Below are 12,913 nucleotides of genomic sequence, written 5' to 3'. Positions count from 1 at the left end.
GACAGAGCCAACGATGAGCGTAGCTAAATTTGTTGCCGCCAACGGCCGTGAAGCCATGCGCCAGGTGCGCGAAGCCATGGGCCCCGATGCCGTGGTGCTGTCCAACCGTACCGTAGAGGGCGGTGTCGAGATCGTCGCGATGCGCGATGCCGACCTGGGCAGCGTATCGGCCAGCGCGCAGGCCTATGTGCCGCCCGCGCCGGCGGCGGAGCCTGCAGCCATTGGCGACCTGCGCGGCGAGCTGCAGTCGATGCGCGCGATGCTGGAGCGCCAGCTTGCCGGCATCGGCAATGCGCCCACCGCGGCGGGCCACGGCGTTGCCGCCAGCGACCCGCTGCGCGAATCGCTGTTCGAATGGATGGTGGGGGCCGGCTTCTCCGGCCAGCTGGCGCGCACGCTGCTGGCACGCCTGCCGCTGTGCTACGACCGTCCGGCCGCGATGACCTGGATCCGCAAGGAGCTGGCCAGCAAGGTGCCGGTGCTGGGCGACGAAGACCAGCTGTTCGCACAGGGCGGCGTGCTGGCGCTGATCGGGCCCACCGGCGTGGGCAAGACCACCACCACCGCCAAGCTGGCGGCGCGGTTCGTGCTGCGCCACGGCGCTGACAAGCTGGCGTTGCTGACCACCGACAGCTTCCGTATCGGCGCGCATGAACAGCTGCGCATCTATGGCGACATCCTCGGCGTGCCGGTGCATGCGGTGAAGGACGCCGCCGACCTGCGCTTCGCGCTGGCGGCAATGAAGGACAAGCACCTGGTCATCATCGACACCGTCGGCATGAGCCAGCGCGACCGCAGCCTGTCGGAGCAGATCGCCATGCTCGCCGGCGTGCCCGCGCCGGTGCAGCGCGTGCTGCTGCTCAACGGCGCCAGCCACGGCGACACGCTCAATGAAGTCGTGCATGCCTACCGACACGACGCCGCGCCCGACGATGGCGGCATCGACGGCTGCATCATCAGCAAGCTGGATGAAGCTACCCACCTGGGCTCGGTGCTCGATGTGGTGATCCGCCATCGGCTGCCGGTGTTCTACGCCTCGACCGGCCAGCGCGTGCCCGAGCACCTGGAGCTGGCCAGCAGCGCCGCGCTGGTCGAACGCGCTTTCCTGACACCGCGCCGCGGCTCGGTCTTTAACGATGCCGACGTCGCGCGCCGCCGCCACGCGGCAGCGGACGATCAGTCCGGGAAGGGCGGGAAGGGCGGCGCCGAAGACGTGCTGCGCTCGCTCACCGACAGCGCCGATGCGCTGGGCCAGTGTGTCGCGGAACTCAACGGCGCGGGCCTGGGCTTCGACCTGGCGCGCTCGCTGTGGCAGCAGCGCACCGCGGGCGATACCGCGCTGCGCGCGATGGCGCAGCAGGTGCGCGAAGCGGTCTGCCGCGACGTCAACCGTGCCTGCGACCAGTACGTGCTGGCGCTGGCGGCCACGCTGCCGGTCAGCGTGCCCGGCCGCCGCACGCCGCAGCCGCTGCAGCACACGCTGTGGCTGGGCGACCGCGACGGCACGCCGCTGGCCGCCACCGTCACCGCCGCTGGCCGCGCCGGCCAGCCGCTGGGCGAGGCCGACGCCGAGGCCGCCAACCTGCGCGCCGCCATGAGCGCTGCGCGCAGGGTGGTCAACGTGGTCGACGCGATGCCGTCCGCCGCCACGCTGGCGCGCTGGCAGCAGGCCGGCGAACGCTGGATCGCGGGCGCGCGCAAGACCGTGCGCGTGGTGGGCGCAGGCGCCGCCTGGAAGCTCGATGCACTCGCCGATACGCTGACCTTCCACGCCATCGGCGACGCCATCGTGTGCGAGCGCGACGCGGTACGCTGGCTGGCCACTGCCGACGTGCGCGTGCCCGACAGCCCCGCGCGTGGCAAGGGCGCTCCCGAAGGCGGCATCGATGCCTGCCTGGTGGTGGTGCGCCTGGTCGACCGCGCCAGCGGCGAGCTGCTCGATACCCGTTATCTGCTGTGCGACCCGGCGCTGGCGCCGGATGCAGCACAGGTGGCGCACTGGGCGCCATGGTCGGATACGGCCGAAACGCGCCTGCGCACGCTGCGCCATGCCATCGACCACTTCGCGCAGGATGCCGAAGCCGGCCACGCCGCCAGTGCCGCGCTCGCGGCGCTGCAGCTTGGCCTGTCGGTGCTGTGCCTCGAACACGCGCCAACCGCGACCGCGCCGGCGTTCCTGGCACGCCTGGCCGGGCGCACCGTGCGAGCCGGCACGGCGGTGCCGGGCACCGTGCTCAATGAAGGCATGGGCCGCATGCTGGCGCTGCTCGACGTGCTGGAGAATTACTCCGGCCGCGCCGCGGCGGCACCCGCTGTCGCGGAAGCGGCCGATGTCATGGGAGCCCTGCAGTGAGCACGCTCGCCATGGACCAGGCGGAAAGCCTGCGGCGCATGCTGGCGCCGCGCACCACGCGCCGCATCGCCGTGGTCGCCAGCGAACGCGGTGCCGGCGCCACCACGGTGGCGCTGGGCCTTTCGCACGCGCTTGCGATGCAGGGCGAGCGCGTACTGCTGCTCGACGAAGACCCGGCCACGGCGCGCGCGACCAGGCTCGCCGGCGCGACCCCGGCCGGCACGCTCGCCGACGTGCAGGAAGGACGCCTGCCGCTGGAAGCCGTGGCGGGCGTCGGCACCGGCGGCGCGGTATCGGTGCTGCCGGCCGGCCGCCAACGCGCGGGGCTCGACGTGCCCGCCGCGGCGCTGTCGGCCTTTCGCAGCGTGCTGGTCGATGCCACCGCCGATGCCGACGGCGCGCTGTCGCCCTTTGCCGGCGGCGCGCACAACGTGGTGATCGTGATGCGCCCGGAGCTGGCGTCGATCACCGCCGCCTATGCCTGCATCAAGCGCCTGCATCACCTGTATGCCTGGCGCCGCTTCTACCTGGTGGTCAACATGGCCGCCACCGAAGCCGCCGTGCAGGCGATCCTGCGCAACCTGGCGCGTACCGCCAGCCAGTACCTCGGCGTGGAAGTGCTGTGCGCCGGCTGGCTGCCGGCCGACCCGCTGGTGGCGCGCGGCGTGCAGCTTGGCCGCTGCGTGGTCGAGGCCTTCCCGGCAGCACCCGCGACCAGCGCGCTGCGACGCACCGCCGGCAGCATCGGCGGCTGGCCGCTGCGCGCCGAGACGCCGGCCCCTGCCGCGACGCCGGTGCCGGCGTGAGCGCCACCCGAGCCATGCCTTACCAACGAACCAGACCCTGAGCCAGCCGGCGCGCCGCGTGGCGTGCCCGTCCAGCAATCCAGCATTCACGAGAATTGCACCATGTACACGATCCAGGGAAAGCTCGACCAGGCCGATGTGGTCAAGGCGCACGCACAGCTGGTGCGTCGCATCGCCTTGCAGCTGGCCGCCAAGCTGCCTGCCAGCGTGCAGATCGACGACCTGATCCAGGCCGGCATGATCGGCCTGCTCGACGCCGCCAAGCGCTATGAAGACACCCACGGCGCGCGCTTCGAGACCTACGCCAGCCAGCGCATCCGCGGCGCCATGCTCGACGAGGTGCGCGCTAACGACTGGCAGTCGCGCAGCCTGCGCCAGTTCACGCGGCGCATCGAACGCACCCAGCGCTCGCTCGAGCAGAAGCTCGGACGCACGCCGCTCGATTCCGAGGTGGCCGAGGCGATGGAGATGCCGCTGGGCGAATACCAGGTCCTGCTCAACGAGGTCTATGGCTGCCAGCTGCTGCATTACGAGGATTTCGAGCGCTCCGGGGAAGAGGATTTCCTCGACCGCCATCTTGCCGGCAGCGACGACGGCAATCCGCTGACGGTGCTGATGGAAAGCGGCATGCGCCAAGCGCTGATCCGCGCCATCGACCGGCTGCCCGAGCGCGAGAAGCTGGTGCTGTCGCTGTGCTATGACCAGGAGCTGAACCTGCGGGAGATCGGGGCGGTGCTGGATGTGACCGAGTCGCGCGTGTGCCAGATCCGGGGGCAGGCGATTACGCGGTTGCGGAACCAGTTGCGTGGGTTGTTGTGATGGGTGTTGGTGGCCTGCTTGCCCGCGGCGCCGGCGTCGTGCTGCTCGCTGCGTCGGCTTGTGCCTGGTCGGCGATCGAAGGTGGGACACGGCATGCGTGGACCGGGTCGGTCAATGGGCCGGCGTTGCATGGGCGGGGGCAGCGGGCGGTGTCGGCGCCGATTCAGCCTGTGGGGGTGTTGCCGCAGGCTGAAGGGGTGATTACGACGGTGCGGTGGCGTTACAGCTTTGCGCGGACGCCGCCGGCCGAGTTGCAGGCATATTTGTGCAATGCGCAGCGGTGTGTGATGTTGCCCCAGGCCGAGGGGCTAACGTCCGCGTTCTCCGGCGATGATGCTACCAAGGGGTTTGTGTTTGCGTTTCGGGTGCCGGGACAGGGGAGTCTGGTGCCGGTTTTGCAGGGGCGGAGTAATGAGGTGGTTGTGGGCTTTCGGTAGGCATCTGTTCTAGGTGCCTGGCTGGCCACCAGATGGGGACCTATCCGCAAGGCACGCAACAAAAAGCCGATGCCGGTCCGCAAAGCAAAACCCAAATCAGCCTGCCGCCAGGCTCACCCCCCCAACCCCGGTCGCCGCCTTCCCATCCTTCCCATACAACCCGGCATCCCCGCCACTATGCTGCCGCAGCGCCTGAATCGCCTGCTGCGTGAAATCGAGATGTGCCTTGATGACCGCGCCATTCAGCGCATTGCCATCCCGCGTCACCCGCGCAGCAAAGATCAGCTTGCGCCAGGCCTCCGCCACGCCGGCATCGAGCCGGCCAAGCAATTGCCCGTCCGCGCCAGCACGCAGGCCCAGCACCTGCATCTGCGCTTCCCGCGCCCGGACCTGCCGCGACAGCCCCTGACCCACTTCCACCTTGCGCGTCAGCAACTCGCTGAGCGCAGTGAAATCCCCGCGCTTGATGGCATCTCGCTCTTGCGCAAGAAGTTGCCCGAAAGCTTCAACGCCTTCGGTTTCACGCTGCAGGGACTGGATCAGGCTTTGGCTCATGATTTGGCTATTGAGGGTCGGCCTGGCCTAGCTCGCGCAAGCTGGCGAGCAGGCCATCGGCAATCTTGCCCGGGTCGATCTTGATCCGGCCTTCGGCGATGGCCTGGCGGATTTCTTCGACCTTGGCGGTATCGATATCGTCGTCGGTTTCCTGCGCCAGGCGGCTGCTGATCTCGCGCACCTGTGCGGCCAGCGGACTGACGCTCAGCCCGGAGGACGGCGGGGCGGCGCTGGCCGGTGCGGCCTGGGGCCGGGCGGCGGCGTCGCCTGCGGGCGCGTCGGCGGGCCGGGACGAGGTGGAATGGTTGATCTTCACGGGCGTTCCTTGCTGGTTTCCTATGGCATTACGGCCGTGGCGGGGAAATCTTTAGGGAACGTGCCCCAGGGGTGCGTCCCATATCGCCCGCACGGCTGGACCGGCGGCATTTTCGCATGCCGCGGTGCCATCGGAATCCGGCTGCCAGCCACGATCGGCAGACTCGAAGTGCTTATTGCAGCACGACGGTATCACCGCTGCGCACCAGCCCGTTGACCACCTGGCCGTTGCGCAGGCGGACCTGCACGGTATTGCCGGTGGCGGCGTCGGCCAGCACCTTGCCCTCGCTGGAGATCTGGAACGCCTCACCCTCGACCGACACCGTGACGGTCTGTCCCTGGCGCACCGCGATGGCCTTGCGCAGCAGGTCGCTGCGCATGGGCGAGCCGGCGGCGATGCGGTTGGCGGCGACGGCGCCGGCGAGCTGGGCCGGGTCGGTGATGACCGCGCGCGGCAAGGTGGCAAGGTCGCCCTGGCGCACTTCGATATCGGCCTGGCTGACCGGTTCGCCCGGACCCAGGGCGCGCGACGCGACGTAATAGTCGGTCAGCACCGATACGCGCGCCTGCATATAGCGCACCCACGGCCGCTCGCCGCCACAGCGCACGCCGACCGAGACCCGCCCCCACGGCGAGGCGCCGGCGGGCAGGAACGGGTCGGGCGATACGCACTCCGGCGCGCGGCCGCCCGACGGCGGAGCCACCTGCACGCTGACCTTGCCGGGCAGGCCGGCGGTCTGCTGCAGCAGGAAGCGCTCCACGGCAGCGCGTGCGGGATCCTCGGTGAAGGGGCTTGCAGTGGCCGTGTGCTGGCCGGCCGCCGGTGCCTGCATGGCGACCGGAGTGGCCTGCGCCGGCGCAGCGCCGGCGGCCCCGGCAAGGCACAGCAGGCCTGCCGCCAGCAGGGTCTGCGCCTTGCGCGGGCCGTTGCGGCGGGAATAGCGGCCGAGGGTGCGTCGGAGGGAGCGGCGATTGGGGTTCATCTGGTCTTCCCGGCAAGGACGGCGGGCCTGCGCTGGCATGCCCGGCGCGCTGCCCCGTGACCGGCGGCGCGCCCCCGTCTACATCAGTCATCGGGTTCCGATTGTAGGCAGCGCCTCGCGCGAGGGCGTGCCGAAATGCAAGGATTTCCCGTCCTTATTCATCCGATTGGCGCGACAGGCCCCCGCCTAAGATGGCACCCCTGAAGAAGGTCGTCCAGGGAGATGCCAGCATGATCGACAGACTCGACGCGTCGCTACGCTTCCAGCAGGAAGCGCTGAGCCTGCGCAACCAGCGGCAATCGGTGATTGCCTCCAACATCGCGCACGCCGATACCCCGGGCTACAAGGCCCGCGACTTCGATTTCGCCAGCACGCTGGCGCAGTCCGTGGAACGCGGCCATCGCAACGAAGGCATGTCGCTGTCGACCACCCAGGTCCGCCACCTGCCCGCGCAGGCGCCGACCCGCGAGGCGTTCGATCTGGCCTACCGCATTCCGCTGCAGTCCAGCGTCGACGGCAACACCGTTGAAATGGATGCCGAGCGCGTGGCCTTCGCCGACAACGCGGTGCATTTCGAGTCGGGCCTGACGGTGATGAACTCGAAGATCAAGACCATGCTGGCGGCGATCCAGCAATAAGCGAGCAACAGATCCAGCAGCAAGGAGGGAGCGCATGCCGGCAATGAACATCTTCGACGTCGCGGGCTCGGCCATGGCGGCGCAGTCGCAGCGCATGAACGTGACCGCGTCCAACCTGGCCAACGCCGACAGCGTGGTCAGCCCGGACGGGCAGGCCTACCGTGCCAAGCAGGTCGTGTTCGGCATGGCGCCCACGCCCGGCCAGAGCGACGTCGGCGGGGTACAGGTGGCCGGCATCAGCGAAGACCCTTCGCCGCCGCGCATGGTCCACAACCCCACGCATCCGATGGCGAACGCGCAGGGCTACGTGGTCATGCCCAACGTCAACCCGGTGGAAGAGATGGTCAACATGATCTCGGCCTCGCGCTCGTACCAGGCCAATGTCGAGGTGCTCAACTCCGCCAAGAACATGATGCTCAAGACGCTGACGATCGGCCAGTAACGGCCCTCGACGAGCTAAGGAAAGAGGAACCGCGCGACATGACAACCACTTCTTCGGTCAACAGCAACAGCAGTACCACCAACATCAACGATGCTCTGAAGAACAGCAGCGCCAGCGCCGCCGACCTGCAGAACAACTTCCTGAAGATGCTGGTGACCCAGCTCAACAACCAGGACCCGCTCAAGCCGCTGGACAACTCGCAGCTGACCTCGCAGCTGGCGCAGATCTCCACCGTCAGCGGCATGCAGACCATGAATGCGACCCTGTCGCAGCTGCTGAACCAGGTCAGCGCCAGCCGCGCGATGGACTCCGCCGCGCTGATCGGCCGCACGGTGATGGTGCCGGGCAAGCAGGTGTCGGTCGAAGGCGGTGTGCCCTCCAGGTTCGGCGTCGACCTGCCGTCCACGGCGGACGCCGTCACGGTCGACGTGCTCGACGACAAGGGCAACGTGGTGCGCACCATCGACATGAAGGGCCAGACCTCGGGCGTGCACGACGTGGCGTGGGACGGGAAGAATGATGCCGGTGTCGCGGTCGCGGACGGCGAATACACCTTCCGCGTCAACGCCACAGCCAACGGCACCTCGGTGCAGCCGGTGGCGCTGGTCTACGGCAAGGTACAGAGCATCAGCGGTGACGCGTCCGGCGTGCTGGTCAACCTGGCCGACGGCCAGGCAGCGAACGTCGACGAGGTGCGGCGCATTCTCTAATCGCAGGCGCTGGCGCATGCTGCGCGCACCGGCATCAACGACAGCCAAGTCAAAAGGAAGATATCCATGGGTTTCGGTCAAGGGGTAAGCGGCATCAACGCCGCGGCAGCCAATCTGGATGTAATCGGCAACAACATTGCCAATGCCAACACGGTCGGCTACAAGCAATCGAGCACGCAGTTCGCCGATGTCTACGCCGGCAGCAAGATCGGCCTGGGCACCACGGTGAACTCGGTGGTCCAGTCGTTCAAGCAGGGCAATATCGAGGCCTCCGGGCGATCGCTGGATGTGGCCATCACCAATGGCAGCGGCTTCTACCGGCTGGTCGGGACGGATGGATCGGTGCATTTCTCGCGCAATGGGCAGTTCCTGCGCACGGATGACGGCCGCATCGTCAACGCGCAGGGCCTGCAGCTGACCGGCTATCCGGCAGCCGCGGCCGGCGGCGGCGCCACGCCGCAGCCGCTGGTGGTATCCAATGCGCAGATGCCGCCCCAGGAAACCACCGACATCACGGCGCAGTACAACCTCGATTCGCGCAGCACCGTGCCGACGACCGCGTTCGCCAGCACGCCCGGCAACCTGCCTGACTCGTCGATGTACAACTACAGCACCAGCATGACGGTGTACGACTCGCTCGGCAATGCCAGGCAGGTGGTTGCCTATTTCGGCAAGGAGATGGGAGGGGCGCCGACGGTGCCCGGCGGCACCGATTGGGTGCTGAACGTGACCGACGAGGCCGGCAACCGGCTTGGAATCGGCGATGCCGCCACGACGCCGCCCACCCCCGCCGGCCAGACGGTCACGCTGGCGTTCGACAGTGCCGGCAAACTGGTCTCCACCAACCCCGCCTCGTTCGCATTGACCTCGCCGGCGGCAAACGGCGCCGGCGCCATGTCGATGAAGGTAGACCTGGCCGGCACGACGCAATTTGGCTCCGACCACGACGCCAAGCCGCCCCAACAGAATGGCTATGCCTCGGGCAGCCTGCTCGGCTTCTCGATCGAAGCCGACGGCACCATCCGCGGCAGCTACTCGAACGAGCAGACCCAGGAACTCGGCACCGTGGTGCTGGCCAGCTTCGGCAACGCCGAAGGCCTGCGCGCCGAGGGCGGCAATACGTGGGCAGCCACCGGCGCCTCCGGCCAGCCGGTCATCGGCACGCCGGGCGGCGCGCGCGGCCAGCTGATGTCGAACGCCAATGAAGCGTCCAACGTCGACCTCTCCGCCGAGCTGGTCAACCTGATCATCGCCCAGCGCAACTACCAGGCCAACGCCAAGACCATCGAGACCCAGAACCAGGTCATGCAGTCGCTGGTGAATATGTAAGGCACGACGCGTCGCGTGAAGAGCAAACCAGCTGAGGCAAGTCGATGGACCGCATGATCTATACCGCCCTGTCGGGCGCCAAGCAGATACTCGACCAGCAGGCGGCGGTATCGAACAATCTGGCCAACGTGTCGACGCCCGGGTTCCGCGCGCAGGTCAACCTGTACCGCGCGGTGCCCGTGGTCGGTGCCGAGGCCGGCACGCGCGCCTTCACGCTGGCCTCGACGCCCGGCGCCGACATGCGCGCCGGTCCGTTGACCTACACCGGCCGCAATCTCGACGTGGCGCTGCAGGGCAACGGCTGGCTGGTGGTGCAAGCGCCTGATGGCTCCGAGGCCTATACCCGTGCCGGCGCGCTGCAGGTCGCGCAGGACGGCCAGGTGCAGACCCTGTCCGGCCTGCCGGTGATGGGCGACGGCGGCCCGCTGGCGGTGCCGCCGGGCTCGCAGGTCACCATCGGCACGGATGGCACCATCACCGCGCGCGGCCCGGGCGAAGCATCGGCTGGCCTGGCCCAGGTAGGCAAGCTGCGCGTGGTCAACCCGCCCAACGACGCCATCGCGCGCGGCGACGATGGCCTGTTCCGCCTGCGCCCCGGCGCGCAGCCGCTGGAAGCCGACCCCACCGTGCGCGTGATTTCCGGCGCGCTCGAGGGCAGCAACGTCAACCCGACCGAAGCCATGGTCGAGATGATCGCCAATGCGCGCCGCTTCGAGATGCAGATGAAGATGATCCAGGGCGCGGACGGCAACGAGCAGCGCGCCAACCAGCTGCTGTCGACCAACTGACGCGGCGGCAAAACAGAACCGAGCGCGGCGCGCCGATTGCACGCCCCTCGCTCCAGCTACCAGCTACAAGACTCCCAGCAAGGACCACCATGATCCGCTCTCTCTGGATTGCCAAGACCGGCCTCGATGCGCAGCAGACGCAGATGGACGTGATCTCGAACAACCTGGCCAACGTGTCGACCAACGGCTTCAAGCGCGGCCGCGCGGTGTTCGAGGAACTGATGTACCAGACCATCCGCCAGCCCGGCGCGCTGTCGTCGGACCAGACCACGCTGCCCTCGGGCATGCAGCTGGGCACCGGCGTGCGCCCGGTCGCGACCGAGCGCATCCACACCCAGGGCAATCCGCAGCAGACCGGCAACAACAAGGACGTGGCCATCATCGGCCAGGGCTTCTTCCAGGTAGCGCTGCCCGACGGCACCACTGCCTACACCCGCGACGGCTCGTTCCAGGTGGACCAGAACGGCCAGCTGGTGACGTCCAGCGGCTTCGTGATCCAGCCCGCCATCACCATCCCGGCCAACACGCTGTCGCTGACGGTGGCGCGCGACGGCACGGTGTCGGTGACGCAGCCGGGCTCGAGCGCCAATGTGCAGGTCGGCCAGCTGCAGCTGGCCACCTTCATGAACCCGGCCGGCCTGGAAAGCATGGGCGAAAACCTGTATGTGCAGACCGATGCTTCGGGCGCGCCCAATACCACCGTGCCGGGCCTGAACGGCGCCGGCGTGCTGCAGCAGAACTACGTGGAAGCGTCCAACGTCAACGTGGTGGAAGAGCTGGTCAGCATGATCCAGACCCAGCGCGCGTACGAGATCAACAGCAAGGCAGTGCAGACTTCAGACCAGATGCTGCAGCGCCTGGCGCAGATGGGTTGAGAGTTGTGGACATGGCCACCTTGCTTTCCCGCCTGGGCGCGCATGCGCTGGTTTGCCTGGCCGGCGTGGCAATGCTGGCCACGAGCGGCTGCGCGCTGGTGCCGCGCGAGCCGCTGGTGCAACTGCCCACCACCGCGCGCGCCGAGCCGCGCCCGGTCGGGCCGGCTTCCGGATCGATCTACCAGTCGTCGTATGCCGGCAACCCGCTGTTCGAGGACCGCCGCCCGCGCAACGTGGGCGACATCCTGACCATCGTCATCACCGAGAACGTCAACGCCAGCAAGAACTCCGGCACCAATACCAGCCGTAGCGGCAGCACCACGCTGACGTTCGATGCCGTGCCGCGCGCACTGGGCGGGCTGTTCGGCGCCAGCCAGAACGCCGACATCAATGGCGGCAACAACATGAAGGCCAGCGGCGGCGCCAGCGCGGCCAACACCTTCAACGGCACTATCACCGTCACCGTGCTGGAAGTCTTGCAGAACGGCAACCTGGTGGTCTCCGGCGAAAAACAGATGGCGATCAACCAGGGCGCCGAGTTCATCCGCTTCTCGGGCGTGGTCAACCCGCGCACCGTCACCGGCGACAACGCCGTGCTGTCCACGCAGGTGGCCGACGCGCGCATCGAGTACACCGCCAAGGGCGTGATCGACGAAGCGCAGAACATGGGCTGGCTGCAGCGCTTCTTCCTCAATGTCTTACCGTTCTGACCGCGCCATGTCCGCTTCCATGCTCGCCTATTTCCTGTCACGCCTGCTGCGCGTGAGCGTGATCAGCCTGGCGCTGGGCGTGGCCTTCGGCGCCTTCGCCACCGCTGCCAAGGCCGAGCGCCTGAAGAACCTGGCCACTTTCCAGGGCGTGCGCGACAACCCGCTGGTGGGCTACGGCCTGGTGGTCGGCCTGGACAACACCGGCGACCAGACCATGCAGACGCCGTTCACCACGCAGAGCCTGACCAACATGCTCTCGCAGCTGGGGATCACGCTGCCGGCCGGCAAGAACATGCAGCTCAAGAACGTGGCCGCGGTGATGGTCACGGCCACGTTGCCCGCGTTTGCGCAGCCGGGCAGCCAGCTTGACGTGGTGGTGTCGTCGATGGGCAATGCCAAGAGCCTGCGCGGCGGCACGCTGCTGATGACGCCGCTCAAGGGCGCCGACGGGCAGGTCTACGCCATCGCGCAGGGCAACATGCTGGTGGGCGGCGCGGGCGCGTCGGCCAACGGCAGCAAGGTGCAGATCAACCAGCTTGCGGTGGGCCGTATCGCCAACGGCGCTATCGTCGAGCGCGCGGTCGCGCCGTTCCAGCCGGACGGCGGCGTGCTCAACCTGGAGCTGAAGGAAACCGATTTCGGCACCGCCGAGCGCGTGGTCGAAGCCATCAACCGTTCCATGGGCGGCGGCGTCGCCGCGGCGCTCGACGGCCGCACCGTGCAGGTGCGCGCTCCCGCCGCGCCGAGCGCGCGCGTGGGCTTCCTGGCCCGCATCGAGAATATCGACGTGACCCCCGCCAAGGCCGCGGCCAAGGTCATCCTGAACGCCCGCACCGGTTCGATCGTGATGAACCAGGCGGTGACGGTGGAAGACTGCGCGGTCGCGCACGGCAACCTGTCGGTGGTGATCAACACGCAGCCGGTGATCAGCCAGCCCGCGCCATTCAGCGAGGGCCGGACCGTGGTGGCGCCGGTGTCCCAGATCGACATGAGGCAGCAGGGCGGCTCGCTGCAGGTGGTCAGGGCGGGCGCCTCGCTGGCGGCCGTGGTCAAGGGCCTGAACGCGCTGGGCGCGACCCCGGCCGACCTGCAGACCATCCTGGAAGCGATGCGCGCCGCCGGTGCGCTGCGTGCGGAACTGGAAGTGATCTGA

Annotated in this window: 15 protein-coding genes; 12 read left to right on the top strand and 3 right to left on the bottom strand. The window is 68.6% G+C overall.

Annotated features, from left to right (window positions below; all coding sequences use genetic code 11):
- Positions 1-13 precede the first annotated feature (13 nt).
- The 4 genes from flhF to ACAD63_RS31525 all read left to right on the top strand — a co-directional run bounded on the left by flhF (position 14) and on the right by ACAD63_RS31525 (position 4,415).
- The gene (gene flhF, locus ACAD63_RS31540; RefSeq protein WP_434034274.1) at positions 14-2,353 is read left to right on the top strand and encodes a flagellar biosynthesis protein FlhF; all 2,340 of its coding nucleotides are present in this window, start codon (positions 14-16) and stop codon (positions 2,351-2,353) included.
- Positions 2,354-2,364: 11 nt separating this feature from the next.
- The gene (locus ACAD63_RS31535; protein WP_434034678.1) at positions 2,365-3,159 is read left to right on the top strand and encodes a MinD/ParA family ATP-binding protein; all 795 of its coding nucleotides are present in this window, start codon (positions 2,365-2,367) and stop codon (positions 3,157-3,159) included.
- 102 nt (positions 3,160-3,261) lie between these two features.
- On the top strand, positions 3,262-3,978 hold the full coding sequence (locus tag ACAD63_RS31530) for an RNA polymerase sigma factor FliA (protein ID WP_133098475.1): 717 nt from the start codon (positions 3,262-3,264) through the stop codon (positions 3,976-3,978).
- On the top strand, positions 3,978-4,415 hold the full coding sequence (locus ACAD63_RS31525) for a flagellar protein FlhE (protein ID WP_434034273.1): 438 nt from the start codon (positions 3,978-3,980) through the stop codon (positions 4,413-4,415). Before ACAD63_RS31530 ends, ACAD63_RS31525 begins: the two co-directional genes overlap by 1 nt.
- Positions 4,416-4,511: 96 nt before the next feature.
- Here ACAD63_RS31525 and ACAD63_RS31520 read toward each other — a convergent pair whose 3' ends face one another.
- From ACAD63_RS31520 to flgA, 3 genes are all read right to left on the bottom strand, one after another.
- Positions 4,512-4,970: a flagella synthesis protein FlgN gene (locus ACAD63_RS31520; protein WP_434034272.1), complete on the bottom strand. Its 459-nt coding sequence runs from the start codon at positions 4,968-4,970 to the stop codon at positions 4,512-4,514.
- A 7-nt stretch (positions 4,971-4,977) separates the two neighbouring features.
- Positions 4,978-5,286, bottom strand: a complete 309-nt coding sequence (flgM, locus tag ACAD63_RS31515) for a flagellar biosynthesis anti-sigma factor FlgM (protein WP_133093411.1) — start codon at positions 5,284-5,286, stop codon at positions 4,978-4,980.
- 172 nt (positions 5,287-5,458) lie between these two features.
- Complete coding sequence (gene flgA, locus ACAD63_RS31510; RefSeq protein ID WP_434034271.1) at positions 5,459-6,268, bottom strand: flagellar basal body P-ring formation chaperone FlgA; 810 nt, start codon at positions 6,266-6,268, stop codon at positions 5,459-5,461.
- 230 nt (positions 6,269-6,498) lie between these two features.
- Here flgA and flgB point away from each other — a divergent pair, with 230 nt between their 5' ends.
- From flgB to ACAD63_RS31470, 8 genes are all read left to right on the top strand, one after another.
- Entirely contained in the window at positions 6,499-6,906 is a 408-nt protein-coding gene (gene flgB / locus ACAD63_RS31505) for a flagellar basal body rod protein FlgB (protein ID WP_135703496.1), read from the top strand.
- A gap of 34 nt (positions 6,907-6,940) precedes the next feature.
- Positions 6,941-7,348: a flagellar basal body rod protein FlgC gene (gene flgC, locus ACAD63_RS31500; protein WP_029048751.1), complete on the top strand. Its 408-nt coding sequence runs from the start codon at positions 6,941-6,943 to the stop codon at positions 7,346-7,348.
- 38 nt (positions 7,349-7,386) lie between these two features.
- Positions 7,387-8,058, top strand: coding sequence for a flagellar hook assembly protein FlgD (flgD, locus tag ACAD63_RS31495; protein WP_135703497.1), 672 nt, complete (start codon positions 7,387-7,389; stop codon positions 8,056-8,058).
- A 66-nt stretch (positions 8,059-8,124) separates the two neighbouring features.
- Positions 8,125-9,387 (top strand): flagellar hook protein FlgE, encoded by a 1,263-nt coding sequence (gene flgE / locus ACAD63_RS31490; RefSeq protein WP_195427988.1) that lies wholly within the window; start codon positions 8,125-8,127, stop codon positions 9,385-9,387.
- 44 nt (positions 9,388-9,431) lie between these two features.
- Entirely contained in the window at positions 9,432-10,175 is a 744-nt protein-coding gene (gene flgF / locus ACAD63_RS31485) for a flagellar basal-body rod protein FlgF (RefSeq protein ID WP_195427987.1), read from the top strand.
- Positions 10,176-10,264: 89 nt separating this feature from the next.
- Positions 10,265-11,050, top strand: a complete 786-nt coding sequence (flgG, locus tag ACAD63_RS31480) for a flagellar basal-body rod protein FlgG (RefSeq protein ID WP_063240993.1) — start codon at positions 10,265-10,267, stop codon at positions 11,048-11,050.
- Between the two features lie 11 nt (positions 11,051-11,061).
- On the top strand, positions 11,062-11,760 hold the full coding sequence (flgH, locus tag ACAD63_RS31475; RefSeq protein WP_133093405.1) for a flagellar basal body L-ring protein FlgH: 699 nt from the start codon (positions 11,062-11,064) through the stop codon (positions 11,758-11,760).
- Entirely contained in the window at positions 11,744-12,913 is a 1,170-nt protein-coding gene (locus ACAD63_RS31470; RefSeq protein ID WP_133093404.1) for a flagellar basal body P-ring protein FlgI, read from the top strand. The genes flgH and ACAD63_RS31470 overlap by 17 nt, the downstream gene beginning before the upstream one ends.

It is taken from the genome of Cupriavidus sp. a3, from assembly GCF_051015765.1.
GTDB classification, from domain to species: domain Bacteria; phylum Pseudomonadota; class Gammaproteobacteria; order Burkholderiales; family Burkholderiaceae; genus Cupriavidus; species Cupriavidus oxalaticus_A.
This window is presented reverse-complemented; position numbering and strand designations above follow the sequence as displayed.

Bases quoted from the DNA above. Each gene is read 5' to 3' on its own strand.
- ACAD63_RS31530 (WP_133098475.1), top strand. From the start codon at position 3,262: ATGTACACGATCCAGGGAAAGCTCGACCAGGCCGATGTGGTCAAGGCG.
- ACAD63_RS31470 (WP_133093404.1), top strand. From the start codon at position 11,744: ATGTCTTACCGTTCTGACCGCGCCATGTCCGCTTCCATGCTCGCCTAT.
- ACAD63_RS31535 (WP_434034678.1), top strand. From the start codon at position 2,365: ATGGACCAGGCGGAAAGCCTGCGGCGCATGCTGGCGCCGCGCACCACG.
- flgF (WP_195427987.1), top strand. From the start codon at position 9,432: ATGGACCGCATGATCTATACCGCCCTGTCGGGCGCCAAGCAGATACTC.
- flgD (WP_135703497.1), top strand. From the start codon at position 7,387: ATGACAACCACTTCTTCGGTCAACAGCAACAGCAGTACCACCAACATC.
- ACAD63_RS31525 (WP_434034273.1), top strand. From the start codon at position 3,978: ATGGGTGTTGGTGGCCTGCTTGCCCGCGGCGCCGGCGTCGTGCTGCTC.
- flgB (WP_135703496.1), top strand. From the start codon at position 6,499: ATGATCGACAGACTCGACGCGTCGCTACGCTTCCAGCAGGAAGCGCTG.
- flgA (WP_434034271.1), bottom strand. From the start codon at position 6,268: ATGAACCCCAATCGCCGCTCCCTCCGACGCACCCTCGGCCGCTATTCC.
- flgC (WP_029048751.1), top strand. From the start codon at position 6,941: ATGCCGGCAATGAACATCTTCGACGTCGCGGGCTCGGCCATGGCGGCG.
- flhF (WP_434034274.1), top strand. From the start codon at position 14: ATGAGCGTAGCTAAATTTGTTGCCGCCAACGGCCGTGAAGCCATGCGC.
- ACAD63_RS31520 (WP_434034272.1), bottom strand. From the start codon at position 4,970: ATGAGCCAAAGCCTGATCCAGTCCCTGCAGCGTGAAACCGAAGGCGTT.
- flgH (WP_133093405.1), top strand. From the start codon at position 11,062: ATGGCCACCTTGCTTTCCCGCCTGGGCGCGCATGCGCTGGTTTGCCTG.
- flgG (WP_063240993.1), top strand. From the start codon at position 10,265: ATGATCCGCTCTCTCTGGATTGCCAAGACCGGCCTCGATGCGCAGCAG.
- flgE (WP_195427988.1), top strand. From the start codon at position 8,125: ATGGGTTTCGGTCAAGGGGTAAGCGGCATCAACGCCGCGGCAGCCAAT.